A 22,016-nucleotide genomic window follows, 5' to 3' on the forward strand; every position below is an offset into this window, starting at 1 on the left:
CTGGAAGGCTGGATGACAAGCGGTTTGGCGGAGGCTTTTTCGTCCAGCCGTCCAGCGCTCTTCATCGAATCAATCCCAAGCCTTGACGTGCGCAACCCTTCATTCGCTTATCGCTGGAGACACACCATGAGTCGTCGACCCGGAAAACTGCGCCTGGGCCTTTCCCTGCAACATGCCGGCTACCACGCCGCCGCCTGGCGGCTGCCGGAAGTACCGCGCCACGCCAATCTGGACTGGCAGTACTACCTGCGCAGCGCCCAGGCGGCCGAGCGCGGCAAGTTCGACATGATCTTCTTCGCCGACGGCGTGGCCGTACGCGAGAACCTGGACGACCGCGAGGTGCTCGCGCGCACCCCCAGCGTGGTCAACCTGGAACCGCTGACCCTGCTCTCCGCCCTGGCCACCCACACCCGCCACATCGGCCTGGTCGGCACCGCCTCGACCACCTACAACGAGCCCTACCATATCGCCCGCAAGTTCGCCTCGCTGGACCATATCAGCGGCGGCCGCGCGGCCTGGAACCTGGTGACCTCCTGGTCGCTCGGCGAGGCGCGCAACTTCGGCCGCGACACGCCGCTGGACTACGACAGCCGCTACGCCCGCGCCCGGGAATTCGCCCGGGTGGTACATGGCCTGTGGAACAGCTGGGAGGACGACGCCTTCGTCGAGGACAAGCAGTCCGGGCTGTTCTTCGACCCGGACAAACTGCATGTGCTCGGCCACCAGGGCGAGCATTTCTCGGTGCAGGGCCCGCTCAACCTGTCGCGCACGCCCCAGGGCCGCCCGCTGATCTGCCAGGCCGGCAAGTCGCCGGCGGGCCAGGAGATCGCCGCCGAATCGGCGGACTTCGTCTTCACCGCCGACCACAGCATCGAGGACGGCCAGGCCTACTACCGGGAAGTGAAAGGCCGTCTGGCGCAGCATGGCCGGCACCCCGGGCAACTGCTGATCCTGCCCGGCGTGGTGCCCATCGTCGGCCGCAGCGAGCAGGAGGCGCAGGACAAGTTCGGCCGGCTACAGGAACTGATCGACCCGAAGATCGGCCTGTCGCTGCTGGCCCTGCTCGGCGACCTCTCCGCCTACCCGCTGGACGGTCCGCTGCCGCCGATCCACGACTACGGCGAGATGGCCAGCGTCGCCAGGCTGATCGAGCAACGCGCACGCAAGGACAACCTGAGCATCCGCCAGCTCTACCAGGCGATCGCCGCCAGCCGCGGGCACCGCACCCTGGTCGGCAGCGCCGAGCAGGTGGCCGATGACCTGCAAGCCTGGTTCGAGGCCGAGGCCGCCGATGGTTTCAACATCGCCGCACCCTACCTGCCCGGCGCGGTGGACGACTTCGTCGACCTGGTGATCCCCGAGCTGCAGCGGCGCGAGCTGTTCCGCCGCGAATACGAAGGCACCACCCTGAGGCAGAACCTCGGGCTGGACTACCCCGAACACCCGAGGAGCACACCCACCCATGCCGACCACTGAGTCGCACGCCCGGGCCGGCCTGCTGGCCGGCCTCGGCCTGATGCTGGCCGCCGCCTGCCCCGTGGCTGCCGCCACCTGCTATCCCGCCAGCGCCGAGCAGCCGCTGGAAAGCGAGCTGGTGCTCAACACCTCCGGCGGCACCTACTGGGAGGCCTTCCGCAGCGCCTTCCTCGACGGCTTCGAACGCGACTGCGGGGTCAGGGTCAAGACCCTGGTCAGCGCCCGCCACAGCTTCGCCCAGTTCAAAGGCTACGTGCAGCGTGGCCGGGTGCCCTACGACCTGACCTACACCGCGGTGCCCTGGGAAGTCGCCGAAGCCAAGCAGGGCGGGCTGATCGAGCCGCTGCCGGAAGATTTCTGGGCGCCCATCGCCGGGCAATTGCTCGACGGCTCCTACGACCGCTACGGCACCTGGCTGAGCGCCTATTCGGAAGTACTGATCTACAACCGCGAGGTGTTTCCCGAAGGGCTGCACAGTTGGGCCGACTTCTTCGACCTGCAACGCTTCCCCGGCCCGCGCACCCTCAAGGACTCGCCCTACAGCCTGGTCATCGCCCTGCTCGCCGATGGCGTGGCGGCCGAGGACATCCACCCGCTCGACGACGCCAAGCTGCGCCGCGCCTTCTCCAGGCTCGACCAGTTGCGCCCGGCGATCCGCAGTTTCTGGGCCGGCGGCGGCGACGAACCGGTACAGGGCGTGCAGCGCGGCGATTTCGTCGCCGGCGTGGCGCAGAGCGGGCGCGCCCTGGCCGGGCTGCGCCAGGGCTACGACATCGGCGTGAGCTGGCGGCAGAACCTGTTCGACGAAGCCTGGATCTTCCGCGCCAAGGGCGCCCGCCACCCGCGCGCCGCCGCCGCGCTGCTGTTCTATATCAACGACCCGGCGCGCCAGGCCGCGTTCGCCCGCCTGACCGGCTATGGCGCGGCGCCGAAGGACAGCGCCGCGCACCTGAGCGCCGAGGACGTACGCCACCTGTCCACCGCGCCGGACAACCTGGCCCGGGCGGCACGTATCGACCTGGCCTGGTGGCAGGCCAATGGCGCGCGCGTGCAGACGCTGTGGCGCGAGTGGGTCGCCACCGGCAAGGTGTCGCTGTGAGCGCCGCCATCGCCTTCGAGCGGGTCAGCAAGCGCTTCGGCGATACCCTGGCCATAGAGGACGCCAGCCTGGCGGTGGAACCGGGGGAATTCGTCAGCCTGCTCGGCCCCAGCGGCTCCGGCAAGTCCACCCTGCTCAACCTGGCGGTCGGCGCCCTGCAGCCGGACAGCGGGCGCCTAACCATCCAGGGCCGCGACGCCAGCCGCCTGGCCACCCACCAGCGTGATATCGGCATGGTGTTCCAGCGCTACGCGCTGTTCCCGCACAAGACCCTGCGCGAGAACATCGCCTACCCGCTGGCGATCCGCCGCCAGCCAGCGGCCGAAGTACGCCGGCGGGTCGACGCGCTGCTGCAGATGACCGGCCTGCAGGCCCAGGCCGAACGCTACCCGGCGGAAATCTCCGGCGGCCAGGCGCAGCGCGTGGCCCTGGCCCGCGCCCTGGCCTTCGAGCCGGCGCTGCTGCTGATGGACGAGCCGCTCGGTGCGCTGGACAAGAACCTGCGCCTGGAACTGCAGGCGGAAATCCACCACCTGCAACGGCGCACTGGCGTGCCGACCCTCTACGTCACCCACGACCAGGAGGAAGCGCTCTACCTGTCCCATCGGATCGCCCTGTGCAACCTCGGCCGCATCGTCGCCCTCGGCACCCCCGAGGCGCTCTACCGCGAGCCGCCGAACCGCTGGGCGGCGCAATTCCTCGGCGATGCCAATGTGCTGCCGGTCAGCGCCTGGCGCGACCTCGGCGACGGCACGGTGGCCGCCGACAGCAGCGGCGGTGCCGTGCTGCGCGCACGCAACCCCCATGGCCTGAGAAACGGCAGCCGCGCCGTGCTGATCCTGCGTCCGGAAGACTGCCGCCTGTACGAGCAGCCGCAGGCGGCGGGTGCCTCCCTGCCGGTGCGCCTGGAGCATCGGCATTTCCTCGGTGCACGCCAGCGCCTGGAACTGCGCCTGGCCGACGGCCAGGCGCTGCAGGCCAGCCTGTCCGGCAGCCTGCCGGCACCGGCGGCGGACAGCCCACTGCACCTGGGTTGGAGCGAACTGGCGCCGCTGCTGGTGGAGGACCTATGAGGCACCTGCGCCTGACACTGCTCGCGCCACCCCTGCTGCTGATCAGCGCTTTCGTGCTGCTGCCGATCCTGATCGCCCTGTACGCCTCGTTGCGCCAGGACGGGCAGTGGAGCCTGGGGCATTACCTGGCCTTCCTGCAGCGCGGCCAGTACCTGGCGGCGTTGGCCAATACCGCGCTGTTCGCCGGCAGTGCCGCCGTCGCCAGCGTGCTGCTGGCGCTGCCCGCCTGCGCCTACCTGAGCTGGCGCCAGGGGCGCCTGCTGCGCCTGCTCGGCGCCAGCCTGCTGCTGGCCCTGGCGATTTCCGGACTGCTGCGCATCCTGTCCTGGCAGATCCTGCTCAGCCGCTCCGGGCCGCTGAACACCGCGCTGCTGTCGCTGGGCTGGCTCGAGCAGCCGCTGGACCTGCTCTACACCCGCCTGGCGGTGCTGCTGGGCATGACCCAGATCATGCTGCCGGTGGCGGCGCTGATCCTGCTGGCCGGCCTGCGCGGCCTCGACCCTTCGCTGGCGCTGGCGGCGCGCACCCTCGGCGCCGGCTTCTGGCAGGTCGCCCGCGACATCTGGTGGCCGCAACTGCGGCGGCCGCTGGCCAACGCCCTGCTGGCGGTGTTCGCACTGTCCTGCGGCTTCTTCTTCCTGCCGGCGCTGCTCGGCGGACCGGGCGACACGGTGCTCGGCAAGCTGATGCATGACGACCTGGTCTACGACTTCGAACAGGGCGCGGCCCTGGCCGCCGCCTCGGGTATCGCCATGACCCTGCTGGTACTACTGGTCACCCTGCTCTGCCTGCTGCTCGGCGGGCGCCCCTTCCAACGCCGGAGCCACTCATGAAAACGAGACTGCCAGCCTTCGCCGGGCACGCCCTCGGCATCCTCTACAGCCTGGCGCTGATGCTGTTCCTGCTGCTGCCGCTGCTGACCATCCTGCCGGCCAGCCTGGGCAGCGCCGAGCTGATCGAGTTCCCGCCACGCCAGCCGACCCTGGCCTGGTACGGCGAGGTGCTGAACGACCGCGACTGGCTCGACTCGGCCCTGCTGTCGCTGCGCATCGCCCTCGGCTGCGCCGTGCTGAGTACCCTGCTGGGCGGGCTGAGTGCCCTCTACGCCTACCGTTATCGGCACCTGCCACGCGGCCTCGACAGCCTGTTCACCCTGCCACTGTGGATGCCCCAGGTGATCCTCGCCAGCGGCCTGTTCAGCCTACTGTTGCCCTGGGACCTGCTCGGCAGCGAGGTCATGCTGGTCCTCGCCAACACCGCCCTGGCCCTGCCGCTGTCGGCTCTGGTGCTGGGCGGCACCTTCGCCCGCATCGACCCCAGCCTGTGGCTGGCCGCCAGTTCCCTCGGCGCCCGTCCGCTGACCATCCTGCGCACGCTGATGCTGCCGCTGACCGCCCTCGGGCTGTTCACCTCGGTGCTGCTGGCCTTCCACTCGGCCTGGGACGAGACCGTGTTCGCGCTGTTCATCGGCCCGCTGGAAACGCCGACGCTGACCAGCCGCCTGTACGCCTACCTGGCGCAGAGCGTGACCCCCGCAGTGGCGGCGGTGGCCAGCCTGCTGGTGTTCGCCACCCTGCTCATCGCCCTGGCGACCATGCTGCTGCGCCGCCGCTCGGCCACGGCGCCACACTGGTTGCACTCATGAACCACTCCCCAGGAGCGCATGGCGCACCCTGCACGACCGGGTGCGCCATGCGCACCGCGACACCAACCAGCCACACCGACGAAAGGAACCTTCCATGAACAGAACCGCACTTGTCCTACTCGCCCTGCTGGCCGCCCAGCAGGCCCATGCCCACGGCGTCTACGTCGCCCAGCGCCACGGTGAACTGGCGGTAGTAATCGGCGAAGGCGCCTCCGATGAGTCTTACGAGCCCGGCCAGGTGACAGCCGTCGAAGGCCTGCGCGCCAATGGCGAGGTGGTCAAGGTCAAGCGTATCGACCGGGGCGATCACCTGACCCTGCAGGCGCCAGCGGATGCCGCCCTGCTGCGTACCACGGTGGACTTCGGCTTCTACAGCCGCAGCACCAAGGACGCCCCCTGGCAACCGCTGGCCAAGGCCGCGCTGCCCGGCGCCGTCGAGGGCCTCTACGCGCGCAAGTACAACCTCAGCGTGCAAGCCACGCCGAAGCTGCCCATCGCACCTCGCGGCCAGGGCCTGGAACTGCTGCCGCAGGGCGACCCGCTGGCACTCAAACGCGGCGACTCACTGAACATACAGGTCCTGCTCGACGGCAAGCCCCTGGCCGGGGTCAGACTGGCCGAGGACTTCATCGCCAACGACCATGCCCTCAGCCCGGCCACCGACGCCTCGGGCCAGACCCGGGTAAAACTGCATGCCGACAGCCTCAACGTGATCGCCCTGGAGTACGATCAGCCCCAACCGGCGGGCACCGAGGTGGATTTCAAACGCTATTTCAGCAGCCTCAGCTTCGCCTTGGCACATCACGGACATTGAGGAATCGACCCATGACCTTCGGACCCCTGATCGACAGCCAGTGGCTGGCCGAACACCTCGGCGAACCCGGCCTGCTGGTACTGGACGCCAGCGCCTACCTGCCCAACGAAGGCCGCGATTCCCAGGCGGAATTCCGCGCCGGGCATATCCCTGGCGCGCGCTTCTTCGACATCGAACACTTCTCCGACCCGGACACCGAGCTGCCACACATGGTCCCCAGCGCCGGGCGCTTCGCCCGCCTGGCTGGCGAGCTGGGTATCGGCAACGACGATCGGGTGGTGGTCTACGACCAGAAGGGCCTGTTCTCCGCCGCCCGCGCCTGGTGGCTGTTCCAGTTGTTCGGCCATGAGCGGGTGGCGGTACTCGACGGCGGCCTGCCCAAGTGGCGCGCCGAAGGTCACGCGCTGGCGACTGGCGAGGCCGCCGCGGCGGCTCCGGCCAGCTTCCGCGCCAGCCTGCGCGCCGGCCTGCTGCGCGGCGTCGGCGACGTTCGCGGCAACCTCGACAGCCAGGCCGAGCAACTGCTCGACGCCCGCGCCGCCGGGCGCTTCTCCGGCGAAGTGGCGGAGCCACGCCCCGGGCTGGCCAGCGGGCATATCCCCGGCAGCGCCAACCTGCCATTCGGCGAGTTGCTGAATGCCGACGCCACCTTCAAGCCCGCCGCGGAACTGCGCCGCCTGTTCGACGCCGCCGGAGTGGATGGCCAGCGACCGCTGGTCACCACCTGCGGCAGCGGCATGACCGCCGCCATCCTCAGCCTCGGCCTGGTGCTCGCCGGCTTCGCGCCGGGCGCGCTGTACGACGGCTCCTGGGCGGAATGGGGCGGGCGCGACGATTTGCCCAAAGAAAGCTCGGCCCCCCATGAGTACAAGGTCTAAGCTGAAAGCATCCAGGTCTTGGCCGCTCGTTCCAGATATCGGCAGACTGTGTACTGGTCAGACCGCCCGAACAGCCTTCGGGCGGTCTGATCTCTCTTCTATCCACCCATATGGAGGGACTCATCATGACTGACAAGGATAAAAAGCTGGCCAAGGAACAGGGCGCGCCCAGCCATTGGCATCCCCTGCTGAACCTGCGCAAGCAGATCGACCGGCTGTTCGACGACTACGACCACACCCCTGGCCTGCTGCCACTGGGCAAGGGGCTGTTCGACAGCGAGCTGTTCCTCGGCCGCCCCGGCACACCCGCCGTGGACATCGTCGAACAGGACCAGGCCTTCGTCATCAGCGCCGAGCTGCCCGGCCTGGACGAGCAGGATATCGAGGTCAAACTCTCTGGCCGCGACCTGTCGATCAGTGCCGAGAAGAAAGACGAGCGCGACGAACAGAAGAAGGGGTACCACCTGTCCGAGCGCCGCTACGGTCGTTTCGAGCGCCGCTTCACCCTGCCCGCCGCAGCGGACGCCGACGCCATCGAAGCCAACTTCGCCAAGGGCGTGCTGACCCTGACCCTGCCGAAAAAACCGGAAGCCCTGGCCAGCGAGCGGCGCATCGAGGTCAAGCGCAGCGAGTGAGGCCCCGTACCCCTTAGCCAGCAACAAGGGTGCGCCCAGTGCAAAGTGCACGGCGTCCCCATGGCGGATCGCAGCATACACCGCATTGAGTGCCCGCCCTTGCTTCCAACCCATAGTTGCCAGGGCGATCGCGCTATGCCGTTATTCACCGGCAAGGTACTTCGATAAAAGCGCTGGAGGCTGCAAAACTGGACGAAAAACATCGGCTGTCGCGCTCTTTCGTCCAGCCTTCCAGCGCTGTTTTCGGCTGTTTGCCGTGCATAGTGTAGTCGCCCGCCATGGTTGCGAGGCCTGCCGGTCGACACCTATGCCCCGTCGTCAGCCGTCCCCAGCAGCTCTCCCAGGTCCTGCGCATCGAAGATCGCCTCAGCCCATTGACCGATCCGCTGCCCCCCGGCGCGGGCCACCCGTTGCACAGCCCACTCGGCAGCGGGCCGAAGCGTTTGCTCAACTGGCGCAGCAACAGCGCAGCCTGCCCTTCCTCCCGGCCTTCTTCCCGGCCTTGCTGCTTCCACTTCGCGCCCCAGTCGATATCTCGTTTGGCCAGCATGGTGTTTACCTCCAGCAAGTCGGTCAACTCGGGGACCTCGCCCCGCGGCACTCGACGGCGAATCAGGCGAACGATCCATTGCGCGAGATTACGCCTAAGCGCCGTCTGGTCATCAAGCCGCAGCCAGGTCAGCAACTCCTCGATAATCGCTTGCAGGCTCTGCACATCGCGGGCGTGCTCCAGCCGCATGAGGGTGGCCACCAGGTTGCGCTGGCCGGCGAGCTGTTCTTCTTCGTAGCGGCTCTCGTCGATCAGCAGGTAGTCCTGTGGCTGGAAGCTCCGCAGATCCTTCGGTGGCGGATGGCACAAGGCGGCCAGTTCGGTGGGGTAGGGCCACTCCTGCTCACCGTTGTAGAGCACCAGCGGCAGCACGGGGGAAGCCGCTTGTCGTCGGTCAGTTGCCCCTGCTTCTCCAGTTGTTGCCAGAACAGCCCGATGTAACTGAGCAGCCGCAGTACCATGAAGCGATCCGGCGTGGACTGGAACTCCAGCAACAGGTAGATGTGGAGCCAATCGCCCCGCAGGCGTACACGCCATACCATGTCCTCGTGGCGCTGGCGCATGTCCTCGCTGACGTAGTGGCCATTGAGTGGCTCAAGGGTCGCAAAATCGAGCTGCCGCACCCACTCATGGGGCACGAAGCCCAGGAGCAGATCGCGAATGAAAGCGGTGTTGGAGAACAGCAGTTTGTAGCCGCTGTCGTGAGTATGCGCCATGTCCCGCTCCTGGAAGTTCCAGGAGCGAATGTTGCCAGTTCGTCCCATGGACTGCCGTGAAGCCGTTCACAGTTCCCACCGGCAATGCCCGGGCAGACGGGAAAACGTCCGCCGCGCGGTTCAACGCCAGCTATAGCTGATCCCGGCATAGACGCCAAAGCCTTCGCCCGGAGTCAGCCGGGCAGCATCGCCACCCTTGTCGTCATAGCCCGGTGTGACACTGCTGGCATAGCGCTCGCCGCCCAGGTTGCGCAACTCCAGCCAGCCGAGCCAGTCCTGGCGCGGCGCCTGGTAGCCGGCACGGGCACCGAACACCTTGTAGCTGCCGGCATGGCGGCTATTGGCATAATCCACCGCCATCCGCGAGGCCAGTTGCGCATTGAGCGCCAGGTGCCAGCCACTGTCATGCTGGTAGCGCAGTTCGCCCTGGTAGAAATGTTCGGGCAAGCCCGGCAGGCGGTTGTCGCCGAAGAGATCGTCGTCGCGATAGCGGAAGTTGCTATAGGTATAGGCTTGGCGCAACAGCAGCCGGCCCTGCCCGGCGCGCAGCAATTCGGAGTCCAGCGCCGCTTCGATGCCCTGGTGGATGGTCGGGCTGGCATTCGATTCGGCGTTGTAGATGGTCGGGCCATCCGCCAGTTCGACGGTCAGTAGTTCATGGCGTACCAGCGAATAGTAGTAGGCCAGCGCCCAGGCACCCAGGGCGGAATCGCCACGGCCACCGGCCTCCAGGGTGGTGGCGGTCTGGTTCTCCAGTTCCACCGGATTGCGGATCATGCCGGTCGCCGCGCCGCTGCCGCCAGGGAAGGTGTCATTGGAACCCCAGAGCATCGACCAGGCATGTGGCGCCTCGACCGAACGGCTGAGGTTGCCAAACACCTGTAGATCCGGCGTCATCTGGTAACGCAACCCCAGGCGCGGCGCATAGTCCCAGGTGCTCAGGCTCAGCGCCGTGCCCTCCTGTGGATAGGTCACCTGCACTTCGCGGCGGGTGTAGATCAACGCCAGGCCACTGGATAGCCAGAGATCGGGCGCCAGCTCCAGTTCGTTGGAGAACTGCAGCAGCGAATCAGAGCCGTTGTGTTCGTAGTTGCGGGTCTTGGTGCCGACCGGGTAGCTGCCGGCGATGCGCACGTATTCAGAAGCGCCGCTATGCGGCAGAAAGACGGTGGCGCGCCAGGCCACGGCGCTCTGGCTATCACGCCCGAACAACTGATGCGGCTTGCTGTAGCGCAGCGATGCGCTGGCATCGCTGTACTCCAGCTTCACCCGGTTGTTCGTTTCATGCAGGTCCATCGGATAATCGTGGTAGGCCAGCCCGCCTTCCAGCATGCCACCGTCGTCGAAACGCCAGGTGGTCTTGTTCGCCACCCAGGTGCTGCCCGGTTGCGGGCGATACGAGCCACGCGCCAGGAAAGTGGGATTGGCCGCGCGGGGATCATGCTTGATCTGCGCCCAGGTCAGGCGCCCCGGCGTTTCATGCTCGGTCTCGCGATAGCGGAAATAGAAGCGGGTATCCAGCTTAGGATTGAAGCGATAGCCGACATTGAACATCACCCCCTTGCTGCTGCCCGCGCTCTGCTCCTGGTAGCCGTCGTAGTCGGAATCGGTCAGCGCCAGGAAGTAATCCGCGCCATCGGCATGCCCACCACTGCTGACGTGCCGCTTGCGAAAACCGTGGCTGCCGGCTTCGTAGCGCAAGGTCAGTGGCGCCGCCGTGTAGCCGGTGGGGCTGATCAGGTCGATAGCGCCACCGAGCGCCATCGCCCCCCTGTCGAAACCGTTGGCGCCACGCCAGACCTCAGCCCGCTCGATCCACAGCGGCTCTTGCAACTCGTAGGGCGTCCCGCCTGGTCCGCTCAGCGCCAGGCCGTCCAGCAGCACGAACACCCCCGAGCCATGGCCACCCGGCCCGCGGTTGATGCCCGAACCACGAATCGACAGCTTGACGCCCTCGTTGCCCGCCGATTGCGCCTGCACACCCGGCTGGTAGGCCAGTACATCCTGCAGGGTGGCGGTGCGACCGGACTGGATTTCCCCACCCTCCAGCAGATTGGTACCACCCGGCACCTGGCGCAGCCTTTCCCGCGCCTGCGCCCCGGCATCCAGGGCATGCTCGGCGACCCGTACGGAGTCCAGCTCCAGCGAGGCGGCGGACAGGGTCGGCGACAACACCCCAAGGGCGGACAGGGTCAACAGGCGGCGAAAGAGCATCAGTAGTGGTTCCTGCGGCACAAAAGCGGGCATGATGCCATCGCAGGCAGCGACAGGTAAGCAGGCGCCCGGAAATCAGGGCAATGGCTACCGCCCAGGCTCAGGGCCGCGGGGTTGGATCGAACCCGGTATTGCGACCGGATTGGTAATAGTGTGTCTGGCTTCAGGATCGTAGGGCGCGATCTCGGGATCATCGTTCCTGTGCGAATGCCTGGTGGCGGGACGGGGCACGCGTGAATACATCCCTGTAGCTCTTCGCCGCCATCCCTGGCGGCGAAGGCCCCGTCCCACCACCAGGCATCCGCACAGCCACCAGCGGCGGTGACTGTGAGAAAGAGCCAGACCTACGAATAATTTCAGGCACTGCGCCGACAGCTCTTTCCATAGTCGCCTCGGTATTCGCTGCGCGCCTGGCCAGCCCCGCTACGAAACCTTCGTCGGCAGGGACGCCGACGAAGAGCGCCCCCTTATTCATATGGGCGACGGGTTCATGCGTGTTTCGTAGCGGGGTGGCCAGGTTCGCGAGGCCACAGCCCCCATCTGCGGTGTACGATCCGTCGCAGACCGGATTACCAATCCGCTCGCAATACCCCGCGAACTGTTCCCCCCCTGTCGACGTCTGAACAGGACACAACCCAGGAGCCCGCCATGACAACCTTCCAGCCTTTTGCCCGCCTCCTCTGTATCGGTCTGCTGGCCCTGGCCCTCGGTGCCTGCTCCAGCCTGGCGCCACGCTCGCCACTCAACGTGCAGGTCGCCGGCATCCAGCCACTGCCCGGCGAAGGGCTGGAGCTGCGCCTGGCGATCAAGCTCAGGCTGCAGAACCCCAACGAGCAGGCGGTCAGCTACAATGGCGTGGCACTGGACCTGGAAGTCAACGGCAAGCGCCTCGCCAGCGGGGTCAGCGACCAGCAGGGGCAGATTCCGCGCTTCGGTGAGCAGGTACTGACGGTTCCGGTCACGCTTTCCGCCTTCTCCGCGGCCCGCCAGGCCATCGGCCTTGCCAACGCCTCGAGCCTGGACCGGATGCCCTACGTCTTGCGTGGCAAGCTGGCGGGCGGCCTGTTCGGCACGCGCAACTTCGTCGAGCGGGGAACGCTGGACTTCTCCGGCATCGGCCAGCCGTACGAATAATGCACGGAACTCCGCTCTTGCACTTGACAGGACCCACCTGACTCGGCATGATTCGCGGCCTTATTTACTCTGTAATCCTACGTTTTCGAGGAGTTCGACGGTGGCCAACAGCCCTTCCGCCAAAAAACGCGCCATTCAGGCTGAGAAGCGTCGCAGCCACAATGCCAGCCTGCGTTCCATGGTCCGTACCTACATCAAGAATGTAGTCAAGGCCATTGATGCCAAAGACCTGGAAAAAGCCCAGGCCGCCTACACTGCCGCCGTACCGGTCATCGACCGCATGGCCGACAAGGGCATCATCCACAAGAACAAGGCCGCTCGTCACAAGAGCCGTCTGAATGGCCATATCAAGGCACTCGGCGAAGCCGCCGCAGCCTGATTGACCAGCATGTGAAGAAAAAACCGGCCAAGCGCCGGTTTTTTAATGGCCGGCCATTGATGCGCGCATGGCGCGAACGTCAGGCGGATAGCCGCTTGCCCTGCCGGTGCATCGCCTCGAACTCCGGCGCCGTCACCGGCCTGCTGAAGTAATAGCCCTGGATTTCGTCGCAACCGTGCGCCCGCAGGAAATGGCAGTGCTGCTCGGTTTCCACACCTTCGGCAATCACCCTGAAGTTGAGGTTGTGGGCCAGGGAAATGACCGCCCGCACGATGGTCGAGTCCTCGGCCTCGACCAGCATGTTGCGCACGAAAGACTGGTCGATCTTCAGCGTGTCCACCCGGAAGCGCTTCAGGTAGCTCAGGCTCGAATAGCCGATGCCGAAATCGTCGATGGACAGCTTCACACCGAGCCCCTTGAGTTGGTCGATGGCGATCGTCACCTTCTCTATATCCTGCGCGATCAGGCTCTCGGTCAACTCCAGCTCCAGCCAGCCGGGTGGTATCCCCACTTCCTCGAGTATGCGCGTGACCCAGGCGACCACATCCTGCTGCAGGAACTGCAACGCCGAAACATTCACCGCGACACAAATCGGCGGCAACCCCGCATCCATCCAGGCCCTGGCCTGGGCGCAGGCGGCCCGCAGCACCCAGTCGCCAATCGCCACGATCAACCCCGACTCCTCGGCGATCGGAATGAAGTGGCCGGGTGGCACCAGCCCCAGCTCCGGGTGATGCCAGCGCAACAACGCTTCGCAGCCGATGATGCGCCCATCGTCCAGACTGACCTTGGGCTGGTAGACCAGCCGCAACTGCCCGGCCGCCGCGGCGCCACGCAAGCGAGTCTCGAGTTCGACCCGCTGCTGCGTCCTCTCGCTCATCTCACAGGTGAAGAACTGATAGTTGCTGCGACCCAGCTCCTTGGCCCGATACATGGCCATATCGGCATTGTCGATCAGCGCCGCGGCGGTTTCGCCATCGTATGGGAACAGGCTCACACCAAGGCTGCCCGACAGGTGTATCTCCCGCCCCTGGACCGCCAGCGGGCAATCCAGGCTCTCGATGATCTTGCGCGCGACGATATCCGCATCGCCCGGCTGGCGAAGGTCGGTCAACAGAATCAGGAACTCGTCGCCCCCGAGCCGCGCCACGGTGTCGCCCTCGCGCACCAGGCGCACCAGGCGCTCACCGGACGCCCTCAGCACGGCATCGCCGAACAGGTGGCCATAACCATCGTTGATGATCTTGAAGCGGTCCAGGTCGAGGTAAAGCAGCGCAAGCAGGGAGCCGCTGCGGCGCGCATGGGCAATCGCCTGCACGATGCGGTCCTGGATCAGGTTACGGTTCGGCAGGCCTGTCAGGTCATCGTGCATGGCCAGATAGCGGATGTGCTGCTCGGCTTGCTTGCGCGCGGTGATGTCATGCCCAACGGAGACGATCAGGCCATCATCCCTGGAAAACGCGGCCGACCAGAGCAGATGCACCACCGCTCCGGAGCGATGCAGCAGGCGGCTCTCGAAGTTCCGCACGGGATGGCCAGCCAGGATCGAATGGAACTCGTCCCATGCCCGCTGCAGGTCCGCCGGGTGCATCATGCCCTCGAAATGCGCCCCCTCCAGTTCGTCCGGCGCGTAACCGAGCATCGCCAGGGATGCCGAACTCACCTCGATGAAGCGCCCCTGCATATCCAGGATGCAGATCAGGTCCGGTGAACTGTCCAGGATGATGCTTTTCATGCGCTCGAGCCGGCGCTGCTGGCGCCGGCTGGCGGCGCCCTCGAGCACCTGCCGCACCGCCGAGGCCAGCCGGGTCAGGTTCTGCTTGAGCAGGTAGTCATCGGCGCCGAGCTTGATCGTCTGCACCGCGACATCTTCGCCCACGGTGCCGGAAACGACGATCGCCGGAATATCGAGGCCCGACTCGCGCAACACCCTCAGCGCCCCCTCGGCACTGAACGCAGGCAGGCAATAGTCGGCCAGGACAATATCCCATTCCTCGTCGCGCAATGCCTGCAGCAGGTCATCCTCGGTGTCCACCCGCAGGGCGAGGACTTCATAGCCACCGCCGCTCAGCACTTCGCGCACGAGGAACGCATCGTCCTCGCAATCTTCGACCATGAGGACACGGAGAATGGGAGCCATGGCGGTTTACCTCCCTGAGGGCTGTTCATTGAGAAGAAGCCAGTACAGCCCCAACTGCCGGACAGCCCCGAGGAACTCGGCAAAGTTGACGGGTTTGCGCACATAACTGTTGCAACCCAGGCTGTAGCTGTCGATCAGGTCCTGTTCCTCGCGCGAGGATGTCAGGATCACCACCGGCAGGAATCGCGTGCGCTCGTCGCCGCGAATGCGCCGCAGCACCTCCAGGCCGTCCACCTTCGGCAACTTCAGGTCGAGCAGTATCACCGCCGGGTCGATACTGCCGCCCTGCCCGTCAGGCCCGAACAGCAGGTCAAGTGCCTCGACGCCATCGCGGGCGACGGTGATGGCGTTGGAAATATGATTCTGCTCGAAAGCGAGCAGCGTCAGCTCTTCATCGTCCGGATTGTCCTCGACGAGGAGAATGGTCTTGGCGTTCATGATTCGGCCCGTCCGAGGGAAAACTGGAAAGTAGCGCCCTTGCCCAACTCGGCGTAGGCGCGGATATATCCACCATGGCGATTGACGATGCGCAGGACCGTGGCGAGGCCTATGCCGGTACCGGGGAATTCCGCCTCACGGTGCAGGCGCTGGAAGGCGCCGAACAGCTTGTTTACATAACGCATGTCGAAACCGGCGCCATTGTCACCGATGACGAAGGCTGGAGTATCGCCCTCATCGGCAAGCGCAGTGAAAGCGATATGGGCATCCGGCGTATTCGAGGTGAACTTCCAGGCGTTGCCCAGCAGGTTTTCCAGCATCACGCGCAACAGCCGTATATCGCCCTCGGCATACAAGCCGTCCTCGATGGACACCTCCACCCGGCGCTCGGGCGCCGCCTCCCGAAGATCGGCGATGACCTCCCGCGCCAACATGCTCAGGTCGACCCTCTGCCGACGCATCTCGTCACGGGAAACGCGGGACAATTTGAGCAGGTCGTCGATCAGATCGCCCATGCGCTGGGTGGCGGCCTGGACCCGCCCCAGGTAATTGCGCGCCTTCTCGTCGAGGCTGGCGGCATAGTTATTGGCGAGAATCTCGGAAAATCCGGCAATGCCGCGCAAGGGTGCGCGCAGGTCATGGGAAACCGCATGACAGAAAGAGTCCAGCTCCTGATTGATGGCCCGCAGCTCCGCCGTACGCTCGCCCACCCGCCGTTCGAGCTCGGTGTTGAAGGCCTGCAGCCTGGCCTGGGCCTGCTCCCGCTCGGTGATATCGTTGAGTACAAGGGTATGCACCTCGCGCGCCTCCTGCATGAAAGTCACCAGCCGCAGCTCGGCATCGAAAGCGCCCTGGGCACCGACGAAGCGAAAAGTGCCAGTTCCCGTGGTAGCCAGGATAGCGGCCCAGTCGGCAGGCCCCTCGGGAGTGAGGACCGCGTCGCCCACCGGCCTTTCCAGCACCTCGTCCCGCGAATGGCCGAACAGTCGCTCGGCCGCGGCATTCCACTCGATGACATGCAAGCTGGTATCCAGACTGAAGATCGCCGCGGAAGTGAAATCGAACATCGCCCCTTTCAAGGCCAGCGATGCCAGGCGCTGCTCCCTGGCCAGCGCTTCCTGGTGCATGCCCCGGGCCATGCGATCGAGCGCCTCGCCCAGCAGTTGGGTCTCGCGGAACCCTTCCACACTGGCCTTCCCCGCCGCCAGCGCGCCGTCCCGGCACAGCCCGAGCCGCGCCACACGCCGCTCCAGCTCCCGCAATGGCCTGCCGAAACGGCGCGCTACCCGAACGGAAACCAGCACCAGCAACAGCGCAATGGTCGCGCCCATGGCCAATACCTGGAACAACTGGCGCTGCAGCGGGGCTTCGATCAAAGGCGCGGCATGCGACACGACGACCAGCCATGGCACCCCGCCCTGCAGCTCCATACGGCGGGCCGCGACCCAGCGCCGCTCGCCATCCAGCACCAGCCGGTCGACGAAGGTATCGCCGGGGAAATCCAGCAATGTCGCCAGTTCCGCAGGCAGTGGCAATGGCTGCCGCCCGACCTCGGGAGCGCCGATCAGCCGAGGCGTCGTCCCCAGCTCGATGATATGCAGGCGGGTCGCGTACTCGTCGGCGAGAGCGCCCAGGAAGCCGTTCAGGGCCGGGATGTCGAAGTCGCTATCGAGCACCGCGAGCAACCCGCCGGCCTCGTCATGCAATGCCTTCACATAGCTGAACCCCCAGAGCGGCTGGCTATCCCCGCCATGCACGACCCAGGGATAGACACGCATCCAGGTACCTTCGGCAGTACTGTTCAACGCCGCCTGATAGAAGGGCCGGCGACGCGGATCGTAACCATCGTGGGGGGATGCGTCGCGGAGCACGAAGCCTTGCTCCATCAGCGCAAAGGTCCGGACGTTCGGGTCCCGGGGCCGGGCCCCGGGAAACAGCCAGAGGAGCACTTCGCCCGTGGCGGTCCGCTCCAGGTTCCCATACTCGCCATGCTCGGGCAGAACGATACCGAGGTAGCTCAACTCTGGCCGCTGCTCGAAGGCGGCCAGAGCGCTCTCCAGCATCGGTTGCAGGCTATCGCCGCTGGCGGGGGTCGCCCGCACGATACGCTCGACCGACGCCACGGTCATTTCCGCCGCCCTGAGCAATATCCGCAGGCGCCCCAGTGTCTTGTTCAGTGTCTCGCCGACTTCCTGGCGGGCCGCCTCTTCGGTACTCGCGCTTCCCTGCCAGAACATGGCCACGAGCAGCGCCGATCCAAGAACGATGAGCAAGCCGACGACACTGGAAACCAGCGCCCTGGTGAACGAAGGCGCCAACCGCTCCCCGGTATCCGTTGCCTGGACAATTCTCTCGCTCGCCATCGAATCCTGCTCCGGCAGCTGCACCCCGCCTGATCGCTATACGACCCCCCAGCTCGCGTAGATTGGAAGCATTTCTCCCGCAGATCAAGCCGCTCCATGCCCCACTGGATTCAGCCAGAGCCATGACCACACCAGGACGGGCCGGCAGCACTCGCAAAAGGTAGGCGCAAAGATCCGCGCTAGACGCCTCGCGCCACCCGTGGAGGCGCGGCCGTTGCAGGGAACCACCGGGAGCAGGCACGGCCTGGAGCTGGGCCTGAAGCCCGCAGCCGCCGTTGAAGGCTCAGCGCCAGGGCAGGATGGGAATGGCCGTCACCGCATTCTGCGGACTGCCCTCGATGACACGATCGCTATAGGCCAGGTAGACAAGGGTATTGCGCGCCTTGTCGTGGAAACGTACCACCTGCATGGTCTTGAAGATCAGCGAGGTGCGCTCCTTGAATACCTCCTCACCCTCTTTCAGCGGCTCCTTGAAGCGTATCGGCCCGACTTGCCGGCAGGCGACGGAAACCTCGGCACGATCCTCGGCAAGGCCGACGCCACCCTTTATGCCCCCGGTCTTCGCTCGCGACAGATAACAGGTGACCCCCTCGACCTTGGGGTCATCGAAAGCCTCGACAACGATCTTGTCGTTCGGCCCCACCCACTTGAACACGGTGGAAACCTCGCCGATGCGTTCGGCCCAGGCCCCCTGGGCAACGCCCAGAGCAAGCAGCAAACCCGGCAGATAGCGTCCCATACCCACCTCAGACGATGACCATATTGTCACGATGAATCAGTTCCGGGTCATCGACATAACCCAGCAGGCTTTCGATCTCGTCGGAGGAATGGCCACTGATACGGCGAGCCTCGGCAGCGCTGTAGTTGACCAGGCCATGCGCGACTTCGACACCGTCCAGGCCGACACAGACCACCATCTCGCCGCGCCGGAACGAGCCTTCGACCGCCTTGACCCCCACCGCCAGCAGGCTGCGATGCCCCTGCCTGAGAGCGTTCACCGCCCCGGCATCCAGCACCAGGGTGCCGCGAGTCTGCAAGTGACCGGCCAGCCACTGCTTGCGCGCCGCATGCCGGCCACGCTCGGGAGCCAGCAGCGTACCCAGTCGCTCACCACCCTTGAGCCGCGCCAGCACCTGCTCGATACGCCCACCGACGATCACCGTATGCGCCCCCGAACGCGCCGCCAGGCGCGCCGCCCGCAGCTTGGTCTGCATCCCGCCACGGCCCAGCGCCCCGCCGGTACCGCCGGCAACCGCATCGAGCGCCGGATCATCGGCACGCGCCTCACTGATCAGGGTCGCCCCCGGATTATGCCGGGGGTCGGCATCGAACATGCCGTCGCGGTCGGTCAGGATGACCAGCAGATCGGCCTCCACCAGGTTGGCCACCAGCGCCGCCAGCGTATCGTTGTCACCGAAACGGATTTCATCGGTCGCCACGGTATCGTTCTCGTTGATCACCGGCACCACCCCCAGATCGACCAGGGTACGCAGGGTGCTGCGGGCATTGAGATAGCGCTTGCGATCCGACAGGTCATCGTGGGTCAGCAGAATCTGTGCGGTCTGCTGCGCGCAACGGGCGAAACTGGCCTCCCAGGCCTGCACCAACCCCATCTGCCCGACCGCCGCGGCAGCCTGCAGCTCGTGCACCGCTTTCGGGCGCTCGGCCCAGCCGAGCCGACTCATGCCAGCGGCCACGGCCCCGGAAGAAACCAATACCAGCTCGACACCGGCAGCGCGCAACGCCACCATCTGCTCGACCCACACGGCCATGGCGGCCTGATCCAGGCCACGCCCATCCGCCGTCAGCAAGGCGCTGCCGATCTTCACCACCCAGCGCCGCGCACCACTCACCTTGTCCCGCATCGCCCCTGCCTTATCTCCGGCAAATCATCGAACGGACCACTCGGAACCCACTCACCATCCGCCGTGCATCAGCTCTGTCGCGTTGAAAACAGGGCTCTAGCTCGCGGGATCGTGAACAGGCTCTCAGGCCCACCCTCGACGCAACACACGAAAACCTCAGCGGACGTAGAAAATCTCCGCGCCGCCCTCATCATCATCGTCATCGAAATCATCGTCGTCGTCATCGGCCTCGCCCACCGCCTTGAGCCCCGAACGCCGCAGCGCGCGCTGGTCATCGAGCGCCTGCAGGCGTGCCCGCGCCTCGCCCTCGATCTGCCGGTCGAGTTCGGCCAGGGCCTCGGCATAGGCCACATCTTCCGCCAGGCGCTCCTGGCGCTCATCCAGATAGCGCATGATGGCCTGGCTCAGCGCCTCGGTACCCTCGCTCTCCAGCGCGGAGATCACGAACACCGGCCCCGTCCACTGCAAGCGCTCGACCACCTGGCGGAGACGCTCCTCGCGCTCGTCATCGAGCATCTGGTCCGCCTTGTTCAGCACCAGCCAGCGCTCACGCTGGGCCAGTGCCGGGCTGAATTTCTCCAGCTCGCGCAGAATCACTTCGGCCGCATCGGCCGGGTCACTGCCATCCAGCGGCGCCATGTCCACCAGGTGCAACAGCAGCCGCGTGCGCGCCAGGTGCTTGAGGAAGCGAATGCCCAGGCCGGCGCCTTCGGCGGCGCCTTCGATCAGCCCCGGGATGTCGGCGACGACGAAGCTCTTGTAGCGCCCGACACTGACCACTCCCAGGTTCGGCACCAGCGTGGTGAAGGGATAGTCCGCCACCTTGGGCTTGGCCGCCGACACCGAACGGATAAAGGTGCTCTTGCCGGCATTCGGCAAACCCAGCAGGCCGACATCGGCCAGCACCTTCAACTCCAGCTTCAGGTCCCGCGCATCGCCCGGCTTGCCCGGCGTGGTCTGGCGCGGCGCGCGGTTGGTACTGGATTTGAAGCGGGTATTGCCCAGTCCATGCCAGCCGCCCTGGGCAACCAGCAAGCGCTGCCCGGCAACCGTCAGGTCGCCGATCACTTCCTGGGTCGCGGCATCGATCACCGTGGTGCCGACCGGCACCGGCAGCAGCAGGTCGTCGCCCTTGGCGCCGGTACAATCGGTGCTGCCGCCTTTCTCGCCGTTACGCGCCATGAACCTGCGGGTATAACGGTAATCGACCAGTGTATTGAGGTTCTCATCGGCGATCAGATACACCGAGCCACCGTCGCCGCCATCGCCGCCATTGGGGCCGCCCTTCTCGATGAACTTCTCGCGCCGGAAGCTCATCATGCCGTTACCGCCATCACCGGCCTTTACAAAAATGGATACTTCATCGACGAATTTCATGGAGAACGCCTCCCGCGGCAATGCGGGTCGAGAAACAGGAATATAAGGGCCTTGCAAAACCCCTCGCAGCCGCCGGGCTGCCGGCACCACTATTAAAGAAGTGGCGAGCCGTTTTGCAAGAACCTCACAGGATACGGAAACAGGAAGTGGCCGGGAGCCATTCTTGAAGTCATCCAGAGACGGCCCGAAGGGTTGCCGCCATGGATGGCGGCCAAACAAAAAAGCCCCGTCGCATGACGGGGCTTCTCGAGCAACACCGCGATCAGGCCGCGACGACGCTCACATAACGACGACCGAAGGCGCCCTTGACTTCGAACTTGACCACGCCTTCCACTTTCGCGAACAGGGTGTGATCCTTGCCGATGCCAACGCCAACACCGGCGTGGAACTGGGTGCCACGCTGACGCACGATGATGTTGCCGGCCTTGATGGCCTGGCCACCGAACAGTTTCACGCCAAGGCGTTTACTTTCGGAGTCGCGGCCGTTGCGGGTGGAACCGCCAGCTTTTTTGTGTGCCATGAGTTCAATACTCCTGTTGGGGGATTCAGGCCTGGATCAGCCCTGAATACCGGTGATTTTGACCTCAGTGAACCACTGGCGGTGGCCCTGACGCTTCATGTGGTGCTTGCGGCGGCGGAACTTGATGATGGTCACTTTGTCGTGACGGCCCTGGGCAACCACCTCAGCGGTAACCTTGGCACCATCTACGACCGGAGCGCCGATCTTCACGTCTTCGCCGTTGCCGACCAGCAGGACGCGGTCGAAGGTGACGGCGTCGCCGGTAGCGGCTTCGAGTTTCTCGATTTTCAGGTATTCGCCTTCGGCAACTTTATATTGCTTGCCGCCGGTTACGATGACTGCGTACATCTGTGTATCTCCGTTGATCCTGCTCACCCAGCGCTTTGTAAGAATGATTGGTGGCTGGCATGGCTGCGTGGTGCCGGGAGAGGCGCCAGTGCAATTGCGTAAGGCAGGGAAATGCCCAGTAAAAGTTCAGGGTCCGCGATTGTACGCGTGACAATTGCAAGCTTCAAGCTGAAAACAACATACCGGCAGGGCGAGCGGACCACTCCATTATCCAGCGGCCAGGCACTTCGATAAAAGCGCTGAAGGCTGGAGCGCTCTTCGCCCCACGGCGCACGCGGCGCCATCGCCTGGACATGCCGACCGGCGTTCCGCCGCCCGCGCCGAACAGCCCGCCCCCTCGCATGGCAGAGTG

21 protein-coding genes are annotated in these 22,016 nt (G+C 65.8%); 10 read left to right on the plus strand and 11 right to left on the minus strand.

The annotated features are described in order from the left end of the window. The first annotated feature begins 126 nt into the window (after nt 1-126). From DNJ95_RS16370 to DNJ95_RS16405, 8 genes are all read left to right on the plus strand, one after another. Nucleotides 127-1,476, plus strand: coding sequence for an LLM class flavin-dependent oxidoreductase (locus DNJ95_RS16370; RefSeq protein ID WP_131185802.1), 1,350 nt, complete (start codon nt 127-129; stop codon nt 1,474-1,476). Further along, entirely contained in the window at nt 1,463-2,575 is a 1,113-nt protein-coding gene (locus DNJ95_RS16375) for an extracellular solute-binding protein (RefSeq protein WP_131185803.1), read from the plus strand. Before DNJ95_RS16370 ends, DNJ95_RS16375 begins: the two co-directional genes overlap by 14 nt. Then, nucleotides 2,572-3,648: an ABC transporter ATP-binding protein gene (locus DNJ95_RS19245; protein WP_165491636.1), complete on the plus strand. Its 1,077-nt coding sequence runs from the start codon at nt 2,572-2,574 to the stop codon at nt 3,646-3,648. The genes DNJ95_RS16375 and DNJ95_RS19245 overlap by 4 nt, the downstream gene beginning before the upstream one ends. Then, a complete protein-coding gene (locus tag DNJ95_RS16385) occupies nt 3,645-4,481 on the plus strand; it encodes an ABC transporter permease (RefSeq protein WP_131185805.1) in 837 nt (278 codons plus the stop codon). The genes DNJ95_RS19245 and DNJ95_RS16385 overlap by 4 nt, the downstream gene beginning before the upstream one ends. After that, nucleotides 4,478-5,293: an ABC transporter permease gene (locus tag DNJ95_RS16390; RefSeq protein WP_131185806.1), complete on the plus strand. Its 816-nt coding sequence runs from the start codon at nt 4,478-4,480 to the stop codon at nt 5,291-5,293. Before DNJ95_RS16385 ends, DNJ95_RS16390 begins: the two co-directional genes overlap by 4 nt. A gap of 94 nt (nt 5,294-5,387) precedes the next feature. Then, entirely contained in the window at nt 5,388-6,107 is a 720-nt protein-coding gene (locus DNJ95_RS16395; protein WP_131185807.1) for a DUF4198 domain-containing protein, read from the plus strand. 11 nt (nt 6,108-6,118) lie between these two features. Next, nucleotides 6,119-6,985 (plus strand): 3-mercaptopyruvate sulfurtransferase, encoded by an 867-nt coding sequence (gene sseA / locus DNJ95_RS16400; RefSeq protein ID WP_131185808.1) that lies wholly within the window; start codon nt 6,119-6,121, stop codon nt 6,983-6,985. A 125-nt stretch (nt 6,986-7,110) separates the two neighbouring features. Next, nucleotides 7,111-7,620: an Hsp20/alpha crystallin family protein gene (locus DNJ95_RS16405; protein ID WP_242671985.1), complete on the plus strand. Its 510-nt coding sequence runs from the start codon at nt 7,111-7,113 to the stop codon at nt 7,618-7,620. 145 nt (nt 7,621-7,765) lie between these two features. Here the strand turns inward: DNJ95_RS16405 and DNJ95_RS16410 are convergent, their stop codons facing one another. From DNJ95_RS16410 to DNJ95_RS16420, 3 genes are all read right to left on the minus strand, one after another. Further along, nucleotides 7,766-8,539: an Rpn family recombination-promoting nuclease/putative transposase gene (locus DNJ95_RS16410; RefSeq protein WP_420824396.1), complete on the minus strand. Its 774-nt coding sequence runs from the start codon at nt 8,537-8,539 to the stop codon at nt 7,766-7,768. Beyond that, nucleotides 8,422-8,886 (minus strand): Rpn family recombination-promoting nuclease/putative transposase, encoded by a 465-nt coding sequence (locus DNJ95_RS19570; RefSeq protein WP_420824395.1) that lies wholly within the window; start codon nt 8,884-8,886, stop codon nt 8,422-8,424. Before DNJ95_RS19570 ends, DNJ95_RS16410 begins: the two co-directional genes overlap by 118 nt. Before the next feature lie 120 nt (nt 8,887-9,006). Further along, entirely contained in the window at nt 9,007-11,100 is a 2,094-nt protein-coding gene (locus DNJ95_RS16420) for a TonB-dependent receptor family protein (protein ID WP_131185812.1), read from the minus strand. A 648-nt stretch (nt 11,101-11,748) separates the two neighbouring features. Between DNJ95_RS16420 and DNJ95_RS16425 the strand changes: the two genes are divergently transcribed. Together DNJ95_RS16425 and rpsT are read left to right on the plus strand one after the other, a co-directional pair. Then, on the plus strand, nt 11,749-12,234 hold the full coding sequence (locus DNJ95_RS16425; RefSeq protein ID WP_131185813.1) for an LEA/WHy family protein: 486 nt from the start codon (nt 11,749-11,751) through the stop codon (nt 12,232-12,234). Nucleotides 12,235-12,334: 100 nt separating this feature from the next. Next, a complete protein-coding gene (rpsT, locus tag DNJ95_RS16430) occupies nt 12,335-12,613 on the plus strand; it encodes a 30S ribosomal protein S20 (protein WP_131185814.1) in 279 nt (92 codons plus the stop codon). Between the two features lie 79 nt (nt 12,614-12,692). Here rpsT and DNJ95_RS16435 read toward each other — a convergent pair whose 3' ends face one another. From DNJ95_RS16435 to rplU, 8 genes are all read right to left on the minus strand, one after another. Continuing rightward, nucleotides 12,693-14,753, minus strand: coding sequence for a putative bifunctional diguanylate cyclase/phosphodiesterase (locus tag DNJ95_RS16435; RefSeq protein ID WP_131185815.1), 2,061 nt, complete (start codon nt 14,751-14,753; stop codon nt 12,693-12,695). 6 nt (nt 14,754-14,759) lie between these two features. Next, a complete protein-coding gene (locus DNJ95_RS16440; protein WP_131185816.1) occupies nt 14,760-15,191 on the minus strand; it encodes a response regulator in 432 nt (143 codons plus the stop codon). Next, entirely contained in the window at nt 15,188-17,554 is a 2,367-nt protein-coding gene (locus DNJ95_RS16445) for an ATP-binding protein (protein ID WP_131185817.1), read from the minus strand. Before DNJ95_RS16445 ends, DNJ95_RS16440 begins: the two co-directional genes overlap by 4 nt. A 283-nt stretch (nt 17,555-17,837) precedes the next feature. Further along, nucleotides 17,838-18,293, minus strand: coding sequence for a CreA family protein (locus tag DNJ95_RS16450; RefSeq protein ID WP_181953402.1), 456 nt, complete (start codon nt 18,291-18,293; stop codon nt 17,838-17,840). A gap of 7 nt (nt 18,294-18,300) precedes the next feature. Further along, on the minus strand, nt 18,301-19,419 hold the full coding sequence (gene proB / locus DNJ95_RS16455; protein WP_131185818.1) for a glutamate 5-kinase: 1,119 nt from the start codon (nt 19,417-19,419) through the stop codon (nt 18,301-18,303). A 156-nt stretch (nt 19,420-19,575) separates the two neighbouring features. Next, nucleotides 19,576-20,796 carry an Obg family GTPase CgtA gene (gene cgtA, locus DNJ95_RS16460; RefSeq protein WP_131185819.1) on the minus strand — a complete coding sequence of 407 codons (1,221 nt, stop codon included), beginning with the start codon at nt 20,794-20,796 and terminating at the stop codon, nt 19,576-19,578. Between the two features lie 262 nt (nt 20,797-21,058). Beyond that, a complete protein-coding gene (gene rpmA, locus DNJ95_RS16465; RefSeq protein ID WP_131185820.1) occupies nt 21,059-21,316 on the minus strand; it encodes a 50S ribosomal protein L27 in 258 nt (85 codons plus the stop codon). A 36-nt stretch (nt 21,317-21,352) separates the two neighbouring features. After that, nucleotides 21,353-21,664, minus strand: a complete 312-nt coding sequence (gene rplU, locus DNJ95_RS16470; protein ID WP_131185821.1) for a 50S ribosomal protein L21 — start codon at nt 21,662-21,664, stop codon at nt 21,353-21,355. Nucleotides 21,665-22,016 lie beyond the last annotated feature (352 nt).

It is taken from the genome of Stutzerimonas kirkiae (assembly GCF_004327335.1).
GTDB classification, from domain to species: domain Bacteria; phylum Pseudomonadota; class Gammaproteobacteria; order Pseudomonadales; family Pseudomonadaceae; genus Stutzerimonas; species Stutzerimonas kirkiae.